The 16162-nt window shown below is 39.8% G+C and carries 17 protein-coding genes; 8 read left to right on the top strand and 9 right to left on the bottom strand.

The window, feature by feature from the left end; translation table 11 throughout:
* Nucleotides 1-270: 270 nt before the first annotated feature.
* Nucleotides 271-1464: an ATP-binding protein gene (locus B879_RS01355; RefSeq protein WP_009183331.1), complete on the top strand. Its 1194-nt coding sequence runs from the start codon at nucleotides 271-273 to the stop codon at nucleotides 1462-1464.
* A gap of 144 nt (nucleotides 1465-1608) precedes the next feature.
* On the opposite strand, the gene B879_RS01350 is transcribed toward B879_RS01355, so the two are convergent.
* The 5 genes from B879_RS01350 to B879_RS01330 form a co-directional block, all read right to left on the bottom strand.
* Nucleotides 1609-2781, bottom strand: a complete 1173-nt coding sequence (locus B879_RS01350; RefSeq protein WP_009183330.1) for a hypothetical protein — start codon at nucleotides 2779-2781, stop codon at nucleotides 1609-1611.
* Between the two features lie 551 nt (nucleotides 2782-3332).
* On the bottom strand, nucleotides 3333-6365 hold the full coding sequence (locus B879_RS01345) for an SbcC/MukB-like Walker B domain-containing protein (protein ID WP_009183329.1): 3033 nt from the start codon (nucleotides 6363-6365) through the stop codon (nucleotides 3333-3335).
* Nucleotides 6366-6787: 422 nt separating this feature from the next.
* Complete coding sequence (locus B879_RS01340) at nucleotides 6788-8005, bottom strand: metallophosphoesterase family protein (RefSeq protein ID WP_009183328.1); 1218 nt, start codon at nucleotides 8003-8005, stop codon at nucleotides 6788-6790.
* A gap of 116 nt (nucleotides 8006-8121) precedes the next feature.
* Complete coding sequence (locus B879_RS01335; protein ID WP_009183327.1) at nucleotides 8122-8541, bottom strand: type II toxin-antitoxin system VapC family toxin; 420 nt, start codon at nucleotides 8539-8541, stop codon at nucleotides 8122-8124.
* A complete protein-coding gene (locus B879_RS01330; RefSeq protein WP_009183326.1) occupies nucleotides 8538-8786 on the bottom strand; it encodes a DUF6364 family protein in 249 nt (82 codons plus the stop codon). Before B879_RS01330 ends, B879_RS01335 begins: the two co-directional genes overlap by 4 nt.
* A gap of 251 nt (nucleotides 8787-9037) precedes the next feature.
* Here B879_RS01330 and B879_RS01325 point away from each other — a divergent pair, with 251 nt between their 5' ends.
* The 4 genes from B879_RS01325 (at nucleotide 9038) to B879_RS01310 (ending at nucleotide 11667) form a co-directional block, all read left to right on the top strand.
* Nucleotides 9038-9247, top strand: coding sequence for a hypothetical protein (locus B879_RS01325; RefSeq protein WP_009183325.1), 210 nt, complete (start codon nucleotides 9038-9040; stop codon nucleotides 9245-9247).
* A 58-nt stretch (nucleotides 9248-9305) separates the two neighbouring features.
* Nucleotides 9306-10469 carry a hypothetical protein gene (locus B879_RS01320; RefSeq protein WP_009183324.1) on the top strand — a complete coding sequence of 388 codons (1164 nt, stop codon included), beginning with the start codon at nucleotides 9306-9308 and terminating at the stop codon, nucleotides 10467-10469.
* A gap of 2 nt (nucleotides 10470-10471) precedes the next feature.
* On the top strand, nucleotides 10472-10852 hold the full coding sequence (locus tag B879_RS01315; RefSeq protein ID WP_438501542.1) for a hypothetical protein: 381 nt from the start codon (nucleotides 10472-10474) through the stop codon (nucleotides 10850-10852).
* Nucleotides 10853-11109: 257 nt separating this feature from the next.
* Nucleotides 11110-11667, top strand: coding sequence for a septal ring lytic transglycosylase RlpA family protein (locus tag B879_RS01310; protein WP_009183322.1), 558 nt, complete (start codon nucleotides 11110-11112; stop codon nucleotides 11665-11667).
* 30 nt (nucleotides 11668-11697) lie between these two features.
* Here B879_RS01310 and B879_RS01305 read toward each other — a convergent pair whose 3' ends face one another.
* Nucleotides 11698-12150 (bottom strand): hypothetical protein, encoded by a 453-nt coding sequence (locus tag B879_RS01305; RefSeq protein ID WP_040400088.1) that lies wholly within the window; start codon nucleotides 12148-12150, stop codon nucleotides 11698-11700.
* 51 nt (nucleotides 12151-12201) lie between these two features.
* Complete coding sequence (locus tag B879_RS01300; protein WP_040400102.1) at nucleotides 12202-13371, bottom strand: ATP-binding protein; 1170 nt, start codon at nucleotides 13369-13371, stop codon at nucleotides 12202-12204.
* A 455-nt stretch (nucleotides 13372-13826) separates the two neighbouring features.
* Here B879_RS01300 and B879_RS23110 point away from each other — a divergent pair, with 455 nt between their 5' ends.
* The gene (locus B879_RS23110) at nucleotides 13827-14294 is read left to right on the top strand and encodes a DUF4934 domain-containing protein (RefSeq protein WP_009183318.1); all 468 of its coding nucleotides are present in this window, start codon (nucleotides 13827-13829) and stop codon (nucleotides 14292-14294) included.
* Nucleotides 14270-14659, top strand: coding sequence for a hypothetical protein (locus B879_RS23105; RefSeq protein WP_009183317.1), 390 nt, complete (start codon nucleotides 14270-14272; stop codon nucleotides 14657-14659). Before B879_RS23110 ends, B879_RS23105 begins: the two co-directional genes overlap by 25 nt.
* Here B879_RS23105 and B879_RS01290 read toward each other — a convergent pair.
* Nucleotides 14656-15030, bottom strand: a complete 375-nt coding sequence (locus B879_RS01290; RefSeq protein ID WP_009183316.1) for a type II toxin-antitoxin system VapC family toxin — start codon at nucleotides 15028-15030, stop codon at nucleotides 14656-14658. The two genes, B879_RS23105 and B879_RS01290, sit on opposite strands and share 4 nt — an antisense overlap.
* Entirely contained in the window at nucleotides 15027-15254 is a 228-nt protein-coding gene (locus B879_RS01285; RefSeq protein WP_009183315.1) for a hypothetical protein, read from the bottom strand. Before B879_RS01285 ends, B879_RS01290 begins: the two co-directional genes overlap by 4 nt.
* 193 nt (nucleotides 15255-15447) lie before the next feature.
* Between B879_RS01285 and B879_RS01280 the strand changes: the two genes are divergently transcribed.
* Nucleotides 15448-15744 (top strand): hypothetical protein, encoded by a 297-nt coding sequence (locus B879_RS01280; protein ID WP_009183314.1) that lies wholly within the window; start codon nucleotides 15448-15450, stop codon nucleotides 15742-15744.
* Nucleotides 15745-16162: the final 418 nt, after the last annotated feature.

Raw genomic sequence — 16162 nt, 5'->3', positions numbered from 1 at the left:
TTTGCTGAAATCCTCTGTTTTCAAATGGTTACGATTAGGTTAAGGATGTTGAGCGGCTTGAAGCATATAGTAATTGGTTCAAGATTGAATACTTTGAACTATTTGACTGATATTATTAAATAGAACGTTTTATATTTTTTGGATCTAAAAATTATTTTGTAAATATCTGTATATCTATATTTTATGGCATAAAATGAAAAATTACTCAATAAAATGAGTAAAATTACGTAATTGAATGATTAAATTGGCAGTTCATTAATTTTCAATAGTATGTCTTATCAAAGAGTAGATAAAAAAATACTTCTCAAGAGACTCAAAGATGAACCTAGGAGGTTTATACAGGTGGTATATGGTCCTAGACAGGTAGGGAAAACAACCTTGGTCCGACAGGTGATGAGGGAGCTTAAATACCCTGCGCAATTGGTAGCTGCGGATGCTGTCCCGGCAAGTGATAAGTTGTGGATTGCCCAACAATGGGAAGCAGCTAGGTTCCAACAGGCCAAGCAGGCTGACCAACCATTTTTGTTGGTGATCGATGAGGTTCAGAAAATTGATAATTGGAGCGAGCAGGTCAAGGCAGAGTGGGATAAAGATAGTGCCGATGAGCAGGATATCCGTTTGGTACTATTGGGTTCTTCGCGTCTGATGCTGCAGCAGGGGCTGACAGAGTCCTTGGCTGGAAGATTTGAGGCTACTTACTTGGGACATTGGTCTTACAGGGAAATGAAGGATGCTTTTGGTTTGACAGCTGAGGAATTTGTATGGTTTGGGGGCTATCCGGGAGCCATCACGCTAAAAGATGATGAAGACCGATGGAAAAGCTATGTCCGTGACGCATTGTTGGAAACCAGCATTTCCAAAGACATCCTGATGTTGACCCGCGTGGATAAACCTGCCCTGATGAAGCGGCTCTTTGAGTTGGGCTCTTCCTATTCGGGTCAGGTGTTGAGTTTTACCAAGATCATGGGACAATTGACTGAAGCGGGCAACACCACCACTTTGGCAAATTACCTTGAACTCCTTAATGATGCAGGACTTCTTGGTGGACTTGAGAAATACAGTCCCAATATGGTAAGGAAGCGTGCTTCAAGCCCCAAATTTCAGGTCCATAATACCGCCATCATGTCCGGGATATCCGATGAAAGTTTGGATACGCTACTGGAATCCCCCAAAATTTGGGGAAGGTGGGTAGAGTCGTCTGTGGGAGCACATTTGGTCAATCAGGTATTTAAAGACAAAAAGCTTTCTCTCTATTACTGGAAGGAGGGGAATGACGAGGTGGATTTTGTTTTGGAATACAAGAAAAAAGTCATTGGGCTGGAAGTAAAATCCGGGCATACAGGGCGATTGACAGGTTTGATTGCTTTCAAAGAAAAATTCAACCCTGACAAAGCATTAGTGATAGGCTCAGGTGGAATTCCTTGGCAGGAGTTTTTACAAATGGATGTATCGGATTTATTTTAAAAAAGACAGCCCTATTGGCTGTCTTTTTTGGTTAATATTGCTTAAAAATATTTGTTTAACTTACTGATAATCAATTTATAAATTGTGTTTTTATAAATTTACTCAATATATTGAGTAAATTAACTTTATGGGATGAGTATTTTTTTATTGCTCCAACCAAAGTTTATATAAAGTATAAAAATCCTCTTCAATTTCATTGTTTGCTGCTTTATTGAAATAGAGAAAACCATCTCTCGCTATAAATCCCCAATAGCTGTCCAAAAAATTTGGCAGTTTGATATCAGACAATTCTTCTCCTTTTAAAGTGAACACTTTCATTCTTTTTTCCCTTTTGGAAACTTCAGTTTCATATGCTGCGTCGGCTTTGAGTTCGTCTATTTCATAAAGTTGTTCGATTTCTGCCAATCGTTCTTTTGGGATTCCTTCAAAATACATCAAGTAAACATACCTGTCGTCCACTTGCAGGTTTCTCAAACCTCCTTTGGAGGCATCTAAATACACCTCATAATCAACATATTCTGCAGGCATTCCCTCACTTTGGTTAATATTGATAAGTCTCAGCTCCCTTTTGAAGGAAAGTTTATATGGATGAGTTTTTTCATAGGCATACAAAACAGGATTGGAATCATAGGTGACATAGACAAAATCTTTCCCCACCGCCAGACGGGAATATAAGTCTCCATCATCATAGAATTTCCCATCAAAAAACCGGGAATCTTTTTCCAAGGGGAAAATATGCTCCAAATCAAAAGTCTCAGGATCAATCAAAGTTCCTCCTCTGATTTTTTCCAAATAGCCAGGTTCTGTTCTTTTGCCATTGACTGCACCGCCCCGATAAAGAATCTTTGTATTTCCCCGATCTTGTAGGATAATTGGTCCTCCACCGGTATTTCGCATGATTCCTTTCAATTGGTATTCGGAATTGAAAGGGACAAAATTGGTTTCATTTCCGGTTAAACCGTACCATTTAAGTCCTTTTGAACCGATTACAAAAATGGTTTCATCATCCCAGAAGATCATTTCGGAATAAGCAAACCCAAAGGCCTCAGGCTGATCACCTGATTTATTTATTTCGCTGATTTTTTCGCCATTACGGTTAATGATGAAATAGGTGTTTTTCTGATAATCGGCAGTCAGGAAAAGTTCCTGATTGGGGGAGATATCCAATAGCATCATTTCTCCCAAATGCCCGACCTGCAATGAATCCACCAGTACCAAACTCCAATTGGACGCTGAAGTCTCTTCAGAGGGCTGCTTACAAGATTTTAGGGAGATTTGCAGGAGTGCTACAGCTAAAAGTAATTTGATTGTTTTCATGGATATCTAAAGTCATTGTTATTTAATCACCAATTATCTCATTAGGGCTATGATGCTGTATTTTTTGTTTAAAGCCCTCTTGAAATATAGAATAAATTATCGGATAGAGCAGTCTGAAACTTGAACTTGACAAAGACAAGGACATTTTTTTTAACCACATTAGGAGAAGATAGCACACATAGCTTCTACAGTATCAACCGGTTGATTTTAAAAATAAAGATTTGCTGCTGCCCTGCTATGTTTTCTCCTATGTCCTATATGGCGGATTTTTTTAATCCCAAACATAGTGTATATAGCTTTCCAAGAGCCAACTTTCTGGTTTTAAAAAAGGCTTGGTGTCGCCAGCATCCTTCCCACATCCGCCTTCCGACATCCCTCTTTACTCCGATTTCTCCCTTCTTGATTCTTGCCTCTTGTTTCTTATCTCTCGCCTCTCGCTTCTCACCTCTTAATGAACCCCTTAAATCCCTTAACTTCTTAATGGTTCAATATCTCCGATACATCCTTCTGACATCCGCCTTCCGACATCCCCCTTACCCCATCTCTTGCCTCTAAAAAGAATATCCCACCAAACTTCCCCTCTCCGCATCCAGCTCCACCTTAGCGTAAACGCCGATTTCCTGCTGCAATTCTTCCACATGGGAAATGATACCGACAATGCGGTTCTCATGGCGAAGGGATTTGAGGGTTTCGAAGACCACCCTTAGGGCATTCTTGTCCAGTGCTCCGAAACCTTCATCCAGGAAAAAGAAAGATTGATCGGCCTGATTGAGGGCTTTGACTTTTTCCGCCAAGGCCAATGCCAGACAAAGGGAAGCCTGAAAGGTCTGTCCCCCGGAAAGGGTTTTCAGCAAGCGCTTTTTGCCCCCGTTCAGGTAGTCAATCACCCAGAAGGTATTGTTGTCGTCAATGTCCAGACTGAGGCTATTTTTGGTCAGCTTCATAAAACGCACGTTGGCGGTATGGCATAATTCCTTGAGGTAAATGGAACTCACATACTTCACAAAGCCACTGCCCTTAAACAATCTTTCCAGTTCTTTGAGGTTGGATTCCCTGTTTTCCACTTGGGCAAAGAGCCCCTGCAATTCCTTCTTTTCCTTCAATTGGGATTGGACTGTCCTGATTTCCTGCGCCAACAGGGCCTGTGTTTTCTGGCTTTCGCTGTATGCGGCCTTGCATTCCTCCAGGGCTTCTGTAACTTTTCTAAAGGCTTCTTCAGAAAATGTCTGCAAACCTTCCATCGACTCCAGTTCCTGGATTTTGGTTTTGACCACAAGGCTTCTGTCCTCAAACTGACGGATTTCGGCATCCACCTTGTCCGCATCCAGGGAATGGTGGAAAAGCGCGATCAAGGCTTCCTGATCCGGGAAGCCATGTTCCACTTTCAGTTTTTCGAATTGTATTTCCAGTTCTTTTATTTTATTCAGGTTTGCTTCCAGGTTTTGCTCATAGGTCTTTAGGTTGGCCAGGTTCGTCGCAGCCTTATGCCTCGTTTCCTCCAGCACTTTGAGTTTGCCTTCTAGTTTGTCTGCCGTGGTCTGTATGTCAGTTTCTACTTTTTGGATTGTTTCATGAATTGTCCTTGCCTCCTTGGTATAAAATGGCTGGCAAAACGCAGGGTCATTGATTTCCTCCTTTTTGGAAAGGGCTTTGCTTTGTATAGCGATCAATTCCTGTTCTGCAAGCCTTAATTTGTTTTCTTCCTCCTCCAAATGGAGCCTTTCCTTTTCCCATTTTGCCCTGACATGTTTCAGCTGTAAAAGCCCCTCTTCTTTTTTTCTAAAAACGCTATCCGATTCCGAGATTTTTTCGGCCAATGCGTCCTTGGAAGGGATGCCCTGTAAGGTCAGCTGCCGCTTGAGGAAGTCGAGTTTATTTTCGGATTCCTCGAGTTCATCCTCCAGCTTTTTTTGCTGCTGCAGAAAATTGTCCAAGTGGATGCCTAATTCCCGGAATTGCTGGGATTGTCTTTCAAGCTGCTCCAGATTTTGTTGGAGCTTTTTGATCTCCTCTTGCTTTGCAATCAAGAGCGCTGATTCTTTTTCTCCCTGAAGGGGAGCGGGATGTTCCGGCGAACCACACAATGGACAGGCTTCTCCCTCTTGTAGCAGATGCACATGGGCGGCAAGCCCGGCCTTCTCTTGTAGCATTTCCTTCTCGGTTTCCAAGTCCTGCTTTTGTTTCTTGGTGGCTTCAATAGCTGCCTCAAAGTCAGTGAAGTCAAGCGGTAAAATGGCCTTTAAGCCTTTTCTCTTGTCTTCCAGTAGGGCTGTCTTTTGCTTTACTTCGCTTAGGTCCTCCTGTTTTTTACGGATCAAATCCTCTTCCTGCTGCCAGTCCTTGGCGGCACTTTTCCATTCGGCCAGTAAGTTATGGTTCGGGACTTCCATGTTTTCCAGCTTTTGCTCCAAGGATTGGATTTCCTGCTGTAATTGTTGGATGCTGTTTTTTCGCGTATTTACCGCAGGTTCAAGTGTTTCTTTTCTTTTCTCCAAGGTTTCTCGCTGGGTTTCCAGAAGTTTGATCTCTATGACCTTTTGTAGGTCACGAATTTTGGCTTCCCTGGCGGATTTTTGGCTGGCTTTTTCTTTTAGGTCCTGCAGTTCTTTTTCATCCGCTTCAATTTCCTTTTCATAGGATTCCTTAAACCGGCTGCAATCAATGATACTGACCTTGTTTTTCTCAGCTTCGGCCTGCTGATCTTTCAATTGCTCCCAAACGGGCTTGAGGTAGGTTTTGGCCTTGAGAAAGTCCTTCCATTCAGACTTCTTGTTTTCGATTTCAGGTCTTTTGGTTTCCAGTTTTTCCCATTCGGCTTGGTAGTTTTTCCAGGCTTGGTGTTTTTCCTGTAATAGCTCCTGTTTTTTGAAAAGTGCTTCTGCTGCGTCAAGGGCATTTTTTTGCCGGAGGATTTCTTTCTGGGTGGCTTCCAATAGATTTTCCTTTGATTTTAAAAGCTCCTCCTGGATATCCTCCAGACCCTGCAACTGGGTTTCCAGTCTGATTTTTTCCTCTTTGGTAATCTTCAAAAGCGAGCCCGTCTTGGCTGAGAGATCGAAGCGCTCCAATCCGAACAGTTCCTTCATCATCTCCGCCCTTGGTCCGGGGGTGAGGTCGATAAATTCCCTGAATTTCCCTTGAGGGATGATTACGGTCTGCTTGAAATGCTCCTTTTTCATGCCTAAAATTTCCTCTGCCCGCTCGGAAATCGGCTCCAGCTGTTCGCCTGATTTTTTGTAAAAGGTATGTTCGGCAGGTTTGACATCCTCAAAATTCTTGGGATTCCTTTTGGCGGAATAGCGGGCCAGGTAAGTTTGGGTATTGTTTTTCCCTGAGCGGAATTCAAAGGAGATCAGCAAAGCTTCCGATTGCAGGTTGAGCATGCTGTTCTTTTCTCCCCGGTCAGAAAGCCTTTCTGTACTGCCGTAGAGGGCGAGCAAGATGGCTTCCAAAATGGAAGACTTGCCGCTGCCTACGGCCCCAAAAATACCGAATAGCCCCGCAGCCGTGAGTTGGGTAAAATCTATGCTTTGTTTTTCTTTATAAGAGTATAGGCCTTCTATGTCGAGTCGGAGGGGGATCATTGTTTATTTTTTTTAAAAATCTGATTAATGGAGTTTTAGCTGAATTTTTGAGTTCCGGGCACTGTCCGATATTCTTAGGGATAAACTAAAATGAATTCAAATTTATAATTTCATATAACTTAACACTAATTGGGATTAAAACATAAGTTGCATTTCAACCTGACTGAGGGGATTTTAACATTTTTTTCTTTGTCACTTTTTTTCTTGATAAAAAAAGTAACCAAAAAAATCAAGAATTTCGAATCCTTCCCCCCGCAAGGCCAACGCCGGCCCGGACGAAATTCATTCCTCCCCGCCCTACTTAGACGATCCCGTTTTCATTATCAATAAATATCTTTTCCTTAGGTTATCATCCCGATTTTGTCTGAATAACTATTTCAAAACAGCGGAAAGATTTTTAACCCTTGGAGGGCTATAGGGATTTATTCCTGACTGATGACTTCTTTGAAGAGGTCGAGCAGTTCGGGATTGGGTTCCAGTCCTTTTTCGCTTTGGTAATACATCTTAAACAGGCTGAGCATGTCTTTTTCCAAGTCTTCTACTTTGAGACTCAGGCTTTCCTGTCCCTGAGGGTTTTTGATCTGCGGAATCAGATTGACAATGCCGTCATGGGCTTTCATCAGGGCCTTTCTGGTGGAGGCATCAATGGCATGTTCGGTGACATAAGTCAACTCCACAAAGCAATAAGGATTTTCCCCCAACCATTCTAAGGCGGTTTCTAGGTCTTGGAAAGTTTTTCTGTAAAGCGGCCTGCCTTTTTTGAGTGCCAATGGGGTATAGTTGACGGTTTTTCCTGGCAGGGCCTCAATCAGTACTACTTGCTTTTCTTGGTCTGCCTCGCTGAAGGAATAGGCCAGGGGAGAGGAGGAATAGACGATGGGACAGGGCTTTTGGGCTACGGCATGGTAGCGGTGGAGGTGTCCCAAGGCGGCATATTGGATTTGGGAAGGAATATTATGGGTAAAAAGGGCCTGCGTGCCACCCACGTGCAGGATGGGCCTTTCGGATTCAGGTTCCGCTTCGGGCTTTTGCCCTTCCTGTACGAAAAAGAAATGACCGACAAAGAGGTTGACACCCTTTTCATCGCAGTATTTGTCGGCGAGTGATTGCCAACGCTTGGCCATGACCTGTCTGAATTCCTGTTCCCGGTCCCCTTCACCCAGATAGGTTTTGAGCAGGAGTTCATTGGCATAGGGAGCCAAAAGTATTCTCACAGGAAACCCATATTTGGGAAGTTTCAGCTCAACAAATCCAGTTTCACTTTGAAGTACCTGAATGCCATTGTCAAGCTGTCCTATTGGGATCAAGCTGTCGTATTTGGAGTAGAAGAAAATGCCCATTTCCCTGGCCAACGGGTCGGGGGCTTCGATAAACTGCGTAGAGTCATGGTTGCCTGAGATGGCGATGATGGGTCTTTGGCCGTTGTTGGACAGTTTTTTCAGGGTTTTGTATAGGAGCTCGACCGCTTCATGGTTGGGGTTGAAGCTGTCAAAAATATCCCCGGCCAGTAGGACAAGGTCCACGTCTTCCTTTTCGGCGATGTTTACGATTTCCTGAAGGACTTCCTTTTGTTCTTCCAATCGGGGGTATTCCTGGAGTCTTTTGCCTAAGTGCCAGTCTGCGGTATGGAGTATTTTCATGTTTTAAAAATAAGGGTTTTTGGTGGAAAGACACCAAGATTTTGGGTGCACCCAAAGGCGCGAATGCGAGAAGTTTTTTATGGATTGGCCATAAAGTCGCAATGAATTCACTGTAGCTATTTTCCTTCGATCATAGCGACCATTGCTTCCGGTCCGATAGCAGGGATTGAGGTGTCCTTGAAATCTCTCAAATTTCTGGTGACAATGTAGGCCATTCCTGAAACGGATTCTGCATTTAAAAGCTGTATACCATCTTCAAAATCAGCTCTGTCTGAAATCAAAGCTTTTTTTACTTGGGATTTGGTTACATCCAAAACCTCTAATAGGTCCATCAAATCAAGTAATTTTCTTCTCAGAGATTTGTCATCAGTGTATTTTTTTAAAATATAGTAGGTTGTTGCAATTGCATGTGAAGAAGTGTATATGCTTATTTTCTTTTTACTGGCAAATTGAAATAGGATGGTGGCATATTTGGTAAATGCACCTCTGTCGCTTAAAAAATCGATCAGGATATTCGTATCAAAAAACACTTTCATTTTAAATGCTTTTCTTCAAGGAATGATCTTAATGCCTCTGCTTCATTAAAATCTTCGGGAAGCTTAATTTTGCCCGAAAGCCTGGAAATTTTTTCATCAATAAGACTGTTTGGTTGCTCGCGGGCAACTAAATCTCTTAAATAATTCTCCACCAGGCTAGATAGACTCCTTCCCGTCTGATGGGCATAGGTTTTAGCCTTTTCGATGATTGTTTCATCGACGTTAAGGGTGAGCTTTTTAGGCATATACGTAATATTTTCGTAAATATACGTAAATTTTATTTTTCTTGTTTAATCACCTTCATTTTATGATTGGTTTTGACTCTTTTTCAATGATTTATCTTGTTGATTAAAAAAACTTAGTGAAAACTTGCTTTTTAATTCCGGGGGGGGGTAAATTTAGTCTGAAAAGTTAAGGTATTTCGGAAGCATTACTTTTTAGGGAAGGAATCCCTGCCCTGCATGGTGCGAAAGGTGGGGATTAAATTTTAGAAATTATGAAAAAGTTTCTTTTAGCGTCTTTTTTCTTGTTTTTGGTGGGCATGCTTTGCCTACCTTATACTTCAGAAAAAGCCCATGCCCAAAACATTGAAACGGGACATTGGGTGGATGTTTACCTAGGTAATCCAGTTCCAGTCATGCAGTTGTGTGCAGGTGTAGGTGTTTCTTGTGTTTTAGGAGATTGGAGACCTCCTGGTGAACAATAAAAAACAAACGTCTTCAAAACCAAGTTTTTTGGCTTTGAAGACGTTATATTTAAGGCATATGAAAGCTTTTTTCCTGTTATTTGTCTGTTTCTTTTTGGTTTCCTGTTCATCTAGAAATGAAGCAGAAATTGACCTTGATCTACATGATTTTCAAATTAAGTTTGAAAGTGTACTGAATATTCGGACAGAGTCTCCCATTAAGTCAAGTTTTCAAGTCCATCAGGTTTACGAAGATTCTCTTTTTTATGGGCTTAATCCGTTTGAAGAACCAAATGTATTGTACGTGTTTGATCTGAAAAATGAAGTATTTGTGAAAAAAATAGTCTTGGATCAAAACCTTTTTAAGGTTGATATGATGAATTTTTTGGTACACCGACCTGATAGTATTTTTTTTCATGCCTTCAGCACCAAGGATGTGTATTTGGTTAATGGGAATGGGGATCAAATAGGGCATTGGGATTTAGATAAGGCCCAAGGAGTAAATTATCCCGGAGAGTTTGGCTATTTTCTGCCATTCAGTATCTACCATAAATTTTATTATGAAAATGAATGGGGACATTTGGTATTGCCAATTTCCGACAATTATTTTCATGAGGAGCGAGGAGATTCTGAATTGCCAAAAGTGTTGATTTTTGATATTTATAAAAATGAAATTGTAAGATTTATCGCTCCTCCATCAGGAAGGATGGCAAATAGAGGATCGGCAAGCTTTCCAGGGGATATCCTGATTCCCCAAATACTCATTCATAATGGGTTTTTGTATATTTCATATCCTTTTGATGATGAAATCAATGTTTTCGAACTCAGTACTGGAGAGTTGACCCTTTCCAAAAATCCTTTGAATGGCAGGGAATTGGGTCTTTATGAACCTAAGTCTCCTGAAATCATGTCTGATAGGTCCAAGTCTTGGCAATTTAGATCTGAAATGCCATTTTTTGAAAATCTCTCTTTTCATCCCCAATTGGAGTTGTTCTCAAGGATATACCAACATCCTTATCATTCTGAAAAAGATCCAGAGAAGACTTATGTGAGAAAATCAACTATTGTTTATTTCGATAAAAATCTTTATTTTAAAGGTAAACAGGATTTTGTTCCGGGAGAATTAGGGGTGTATAAAAATTCCTCTATGAATAAAGGCTATTTATCAAGCAAGAGTGATTTTTTTATAGAATCTGATGAGTTTCTTAATCATAAACAAATTGTAAAATTTGAAGAATTATGAAAGTGTTAATATTGTTTTCCTTTTTATTGGCTTCATCATTTGAATGTTTTGCTCAGCAGTTAGAGGTGAGGGATTTTAATTATAAACCCGATAAAATTGTAAAAGGTAGCTCGGTGCTTTTATCTTTTTCTATTTATAATGGTGGGAAAGACCTTCCTGCAAATGCATTTAAGATGGAATGTACAATCAATGGTAATTTGGTCTCACTGGATGATGATACCAACTCTCTCCTGAAAAATGAGAAGCAGAGATATTCTAAACAACCTGGTAAGTTTCATTGGGAAGTACAAAATGAAAAAGAATTGGTTGTTGAAATTATATTGACTCCCAAGGTCGGCTATCTGGGAAAAACTGCTTTTAAAAGAATTATTCCGGTGGAATAAGTTTATTCTTTTGTTTTTTCAAAATTTAAAAAATTGAAAGAAATTCAATTAAACAGATTAGCCCCTGATATGAGCCCTTTTTTCATCTCATTTCCTGATGGTTTATTTATCAAGTCTAAAAACCAACCCAATGAAGAAAAATTAGATTATTATTTTATTCCCACAGAAAATTTTATAGCATATTGATTTTAATCAATGACAACACAAACGAGGGCTGATTCAAAAAAAATGGTACGAGAATTGCTATCATACAGCAAATGAAAACTTTGGCTTTTGTATTCCTTTTTTTCTTTAGCGCTTCAGTATTTGCAGAGCGGGATGATGCGCTATCTTCGGATGAAGAAAGACTAAAAATCCAGGAAGGTGTGGCGAGCTATTATGGGAAAAGATTCCATAACCGGAAAACTGCCAGTGGAGAGATTTTTGATATGAATGAATTGACTGCAGCGCATAAACATCTCCCTTTTGGCACCCAACTTAAAGTGACCAATCTGAAAAATGGGAAGGAAGTATGGGTGCGTATCAATGATCGCTTGCCCCAGTCCTCCAAAAGGGTGATTGACCTATCGCGTGGAGCTGCCGAAGCATTGGACATGGTCAGAGACGGCATCACGAAAGTCAGGATAGAAGTATCAGAGGAAGAGGTGGTCATGGAATTGATGGAGTATTTTCAAGACCATAAACCGGAAGATTTACGATTGAGACCTTATGAAAAACCCATCGAGAATGGGCTGCAAAAACCAGAGATCTTTACTTTTCCGCTTAAAAGTCATTTTGTAGAAAATCTAGCCTATGCCCATAAAAAGCAATCCTGATCTGATGATCAGGATTGGAGGGTTAAATTTTTATTTTTTTCCTAAAACATACCGGATGTTAAGTCCGAAACCACTTGCCCGAAAACCTGTGGTTTCAATAATATCAATCCTAGGCCGCCAGTCCAGTCCAAGGGCTAAAGGAACCTCCTTGAATTTGTATTCCAGACCTATTTCCCCACTTGCACCAAGGATAAAAGGGTCTCCGCCCACCAATAAAGAAGGGCCCACACCCACATACCAGTTAAAAGCTTCATCACCCAAGGGCCGATAGATGAAATTCCACAGTGCTTCAATCCCCACGCCTCTGTTGCCAAAGGCAATGTCACCATGTACCCGGCTGAACTGCCCTAAGGCAAAGACACCATCTATGGCCACATTATTGCCCAAAACATCTCCAAACCTCAAGCCGATTTCCTGTGCTTGGGCCTGATTCCATACCATCATGATGAAAAATACAAAGGGGAATAAAATGAATTTTTTCATAAGTAAAACGTTCAGGTGCATTAGATCTAAATTATTGTAAGGATAGTTAAATTACTCCAGAAAACCATCGATCATGAGGTTTTTCCAACTTGAGACCTTAATCCCATTACTTCTGTTTTGGTCCATTTCACCTGCGTAGAGGACGATTCCATTGGTGGCTCCACTCAGTTCCATCCAGTAACTAAGATTTTTAAAATATTCACTGGTGACTGTTTTTCCGGATTTAATTTCAACCGGTAAAAGGTTTAATCCTTCATCAACGATGATGTCAATCTCTCTTCCTGTCTTATCACGCCAATAAAACAGGTTAACTTCCTTACCTGCATTGGTTCTTTTTTTCACTAATTCAGAAACAATGAAGGTCTCAAAGATACTTCCCCTTAATGGGTGAATGGATAACTGATCTTCCTTTAAAATTCCAAGTAAGGAACAAACTAATCCAGTGTCATAAAAATACACCTTGGGCCTTTTGGTAATCGTTTTGTTGAAATTTCTATGGTGTGGTCTGAGCAGAAATACAATAAAACTACTTTCAAGGATCCCGATCCAGGACTGTATTGTTTTTGTATCCACTCCTACTTCAACAGCTAATGAAGTCATGTTTAATTCCTGCCCGGTCCTTCCTGCAAGTATTCGGATGAATCGCTCAAATACAATCAGGTCTGTTACATTTTTGATTTGTCTGACATCACGCTCAACATAGGTTCTGAGGTAGTTTGGGAACCAATCAGTTGGTGGAATTCCACGGTCATGTACAGGAGGATAAAAGCCGGTAAACTGAATTTTATCCTCAATCAATTCATTCTGTGGGTCCGCCCCATAAAATTCACTCAGGCTGAAAGGAAGTAATTGCAAATAGGCAACTCTCCCGGCAAGGCTTTGACTGATAGTTTGTTGCAATAAAAAATTATTGGAGCCGGTTAATATGAATTGACCAGATTCATCACTTTTATCAGTGATTCCCTGCAAATAGGAGAACAGGTCTGGAGTTCGTTGGACTTCGTCTAAAACGGCTCCTTGAGGGTAGTTGCCCAAGAAGCCTCTCGGATCTTGTAGTGCATAATTTCGAGTATCAGGATCTTCCAAAGAAACATATGGCTTATTTGGGAATAAGGATTTGACCAACGTTGTTTTTCCAGATTGTCTTGGTCCAATTACAGCAACAGCTTTAAACTTGGAAGCTAGATGCACTAGTTTAGAGGAAGCGGCTCGTTCAATCATAGGATAAAAATACGGAAAAATATGGAATCTGATTCCATATTTTTCCGATAAGTATAAAAATTTGGCAGTTAAAAATTTATTTTTAGGTTTATTACAGTGAGTAATAATTTGAGAGATTACAGCTGCTACAACTGTTCTACATACTACCTGAATGCAAATAACGGCCAAAACCAACCCGGATAATTCATCAAACATGCTTTTCAAAATTTAATATGAGTCATTCCAAGCTTGCTTTACTCGTTTTTCCATTGTTCCTGTTGCTAAATTGTGGAGATAAAAATAACTTGGATGCTATAGTGTCTATCAATACTATAGAGATCAGGAAAGATTTTTTGTTGGGAGATTCCCCGGAATTGCAGATTTAAATTCTGGACACGATTAACCTTGGATCCCCAGGAAATCCTGTTCTTACTACCGTCCAGGACATAGCCTTCTCACAGCACTTTTTCCTTCTATTGGACAGAAAACAGGGACTTTTAAAATATGACAACAGCGGTAATTTTCTCCAAAAAATCGGAAAGAATGGAGAAGGTCCTGAGGAATATATTATGCCCTATGCGATTCATTTGGATGATAAAGAAAATATCATACTTGTGGCAGAATGGGAGAAAAGGATTGTGATTTCCTATGACTTTGAAGGAAACTTTATTTCGTCAAGCCAACGACTGCCGGGGCATTCGGTCTCCTTTTATAAAGAGAATGACACCGTACTGGTAGTTCAGGAAACACTTAATGGTACCAAGGAGAAGTCTCGGCAGGTCTTGATAAGCTCAATTGAACCAAAAACCCTTGAAGTCAAACACCAAGAAAAGCCGCTTTACGGCTATCAATCAAATTACACAATTATCCATCCAATCCCTAGGATCATAAGTCGTGTAGGTAATAAAACCTTTTTTATATGCCAATCATTCGGGGAGATATAACTTCGTTTAATGATACCGATACGATCTTTAAAAAGGAGGGGGATTACTTGGTTCCGGAATACTTACTTCATTTAACAGGGTTTGACAATACGAGTAAGCTGAGAATAAGCAATGTATTGATGACAGGTAGCTATGCCTTTTTACATGTTGGATATGACAATCATTCCTATTATGTGGTAATTGATATGGAAAACAACCGGCCTTTGATTCATTTAAAGGAACTATTTGACCGGGAATTGGCACTTGAGAGTGTCCCAAGACAATTAGATAGGGATGTGTTTTATTCCATCTTAAGGGATGAGGATGGTTTTGAGGAGAAAAATCCAATGATAATATTGTATCGTTTGAGTTTTGCTAGAAATTAAATTAAAACTAGCCCATCAATTCTTTGAAAATGCTTTTTATTTAAGGTGGCTAAAGGAATATTGTGGGATTTCGCCGTAGCTCCTATTAATAAATCTGCTAAGTCAATCAATTTGTTTTTTCTTTTTAAAGTAGCATAGATTTCAATTGCTTCAATTGAGCAACTTTGGTCAAAAGATAATATAGTTAATCTATCATTTAATTCATTCCAAAAATCAGAAGTGGACACTTTGTTGCCTATACCTATTTCATATTGTGTTACAGTTGAAATTGCAAAATCATTTTCCTCTGACAATAAATTAAAGAAGTATGATTTAGTTTTGTCTTTTTTCCTAAAAAGGTCAATTAATACCGAGGAATCTAAAAGTATCATGCTATCCTTGAGAGATTAATATGTTTTCTGGCATTTTGGGAGGCCTCTATTTGCTCACCAGACCATGTCGGTGCATGCAACAAAAACTTCTGAAAATCTTCTTTTGAAAGTTTTGTTTTCTTTTTCTGGATAACCGACTCAAACAGTTTTGATTTCATTTCGTCGGGTAGTTGTTTTACTATTTCAACTAATTGCTCAAATTTAATATTCATCGTCAATTCCATTTTTCTTAGGTTAGGTTTTGCATATCCAAAATAAACTTTTTACCAATACATTCAAAATCCAGACAAATGTTATCTCTTGGCGTTATATTGAACCATTGTATTTCAGAAACTCCTAATCCCATTCTTCTTAGAAGAGTCGTGGGAAAAGAAAGGCAAGCAGGTTTGTTGGGATATAGTAAGTACATCAGCACGAATGGTCTATATTTCAGATCCAGCTTATGGTCTGATCCGGTATTCCAAAGAAGAATTTATCTCCAGGTGGATCGGCAACAATGCCGATGAACAGACCAAAGAAGGTATTACCCTCCTTCTCGAACCTACCCCTGCCTTCAGGAAAATGAAATGGGAGGATAAAGAAAAACGTTCCCTTAGCTTTCTGTTCAAATACCTCTTCAATTATAAAAACTATGAAAAAAGTCAAAAATTCTGTAAACCATCAATTTACTTATCAATTAGTTTGAAGATGGGGGGGGTAAAACGAAAATTTTAAAATATAATTCTGAACTATGAGCTTAGAATAATGCAATTTATTGATTTTCATGGGATTGTAGTGTTTTATGTTTTTGGAATTTCAAAATCTAATGATTAAGTTCAAAAGTGCTTTTATTATTTTAAAGCACTTGGTAGAATGATTGGGTGTCTTGGAAATTTTAGTTTTTATGGAGAATTCCTTTTTGATTTTGAAGAAAATGCTGTTGCTACTGGATATTCCTTTTTCAAAGGGCTACCTGAAAGAAAGAGTAGCATCCCATCCCGAGTAGGAATCCTTGCTTTCCATTTCGGCTGACCTTAATGTCCGGAGATTTTAATATTCAATAAATCTTAAAATCATGAAAAAGTTAAGTTTAGAAATGCTCAGACTTACTTCCGATGAAGTACTGGGAAGAAGTCAGATGAAGAAAATCCAT

The sequence above is a fragment of the Cecembia lonarensis LW9 genome, from assembly GCF_000298295.1.
GTDB classification, from domain to species: domain Bacteria; phylum Bacteroidota; class Bacteroidia; order Cytophagales; family Cyclobacteriaceae; genus Cecembia; species Cecembia lonarensis.
Note: the sequence above shows the minus strand (reverse complement) of the source record. Positions and strands in the feature narration are given on the sequence as shown.

What these genes read in the sequence shown, in the direction of transcription:
- B879_RS01355 (WP_009183331.1), top strand. Translation starts at nt 271, where the DNA reads ATGTCTTATCAAAGAGTAGATAAAAAAATACTTCTCAAGAGACTCAAA.
- B879_RS01350 (WP_009183330.1), bottom strand. Translation starts at nt 2,781, where the DNA reads ATGAAAACAATCAAATTACTTTTAGCTGTAGCACTCCTGCAAATCTCC.
- B879_RS01345 (WP_009183329.1), bottom strand. Translation starts at nt 6,365, where the DNA reads ATGATCCCCCTCCGACTCGACATAGAAGGCCTATACTCTTATAAAGAA.
- B879_RS01340 (WP_009183328.1), bottom strand. Translation starts at nt 8,005, where the DNA reads ATGAAAATACTCCATACCGCAGACTGGCACTTAGGCAAAAGACTCCAG.
- B879_RS01335 (WP_009183327.1), bottom strand. Translation starts at nt 8,541, where the DNA reads ATGAAAGTGTTTTTTGATACGAATATCCTGATCGATTTTTTAAGCGAC.
- B879_RS01330 (WP_009183326.1), bottom strand. Translation starts at nt 8,786, where the DNA reads ATGCCTAAAAAGCTCACCCTTAACGTCGATGAAACAATCATCGAAAAG.
- B879_RS01325 (WP_009183325.1), top strand. Translation starts at nt 9,038, where the DNA reads ATGAAAAAGTTTCTTTTAGCGTCTTTTTTCTTGTTTTTGGTGGGCATG.
- B879_RS01320 (WP_009183324.1), top strand. Translation starts at nt 9,306, where the DNA reads ATGAAAGCTTTTTTCCTGTTATTTGTCTGTTTCTTTTTGGTTTCCTGT.
- B879_RS01310 (WP_009183322.1), top strand. Translation starts at nt 11,110, where the DNA reads ATGAAAACTTTGGCTTTTGTATTCCTTTTTTTCTTTAGCGCTTCAGTA.
- B879_RS01305 (WP_040400088.1), bottom strand. Translation starts at nt 12,150, where the DNA reads ATGAAAAAATTCATTTTATTCCCCTTTGTATTTTTCATCATGATGGTA.
- B879_RS01300 (WP_040400102.1), bottom strand. Translation starts at nt 13,371, where the DNA reads ATGATTGAACGAGCCGCTTCCTCTAAACTAGTGCATCTAGCTTCCAAG.
- B879_RS23105 (WP_009183317.1), top strand. Translation starts at nt 14,270, where the DNA reads ATGCCAATCATTCGGGGAGATATAACTTCGTTTAATGATACCGATACG.
- B879_RS01290 (WP_009183316.1), bottom strand. Translation starts at nt 15,030, where the DNA reads ATGATACTTTTAGATTCCTCGGTATTAATTGACCTTTTTAGGAAAAAA.
- B879_RS01285 (WP_009183315.1), bottom strand. Translation starts at nt 15,254, where the DNA reads ATGGAATTGACGATGAATATTAAATTTGAGCAATTAGTTGAAATAGTA.
- B879_RS01280 (WP_009183314.1), top strand. Translation starts at nt 15,448, where the DNA reads ATGGTCTATATTTCAGATCCAGCTTATGGTCTGATCCGGTATTCCAAA.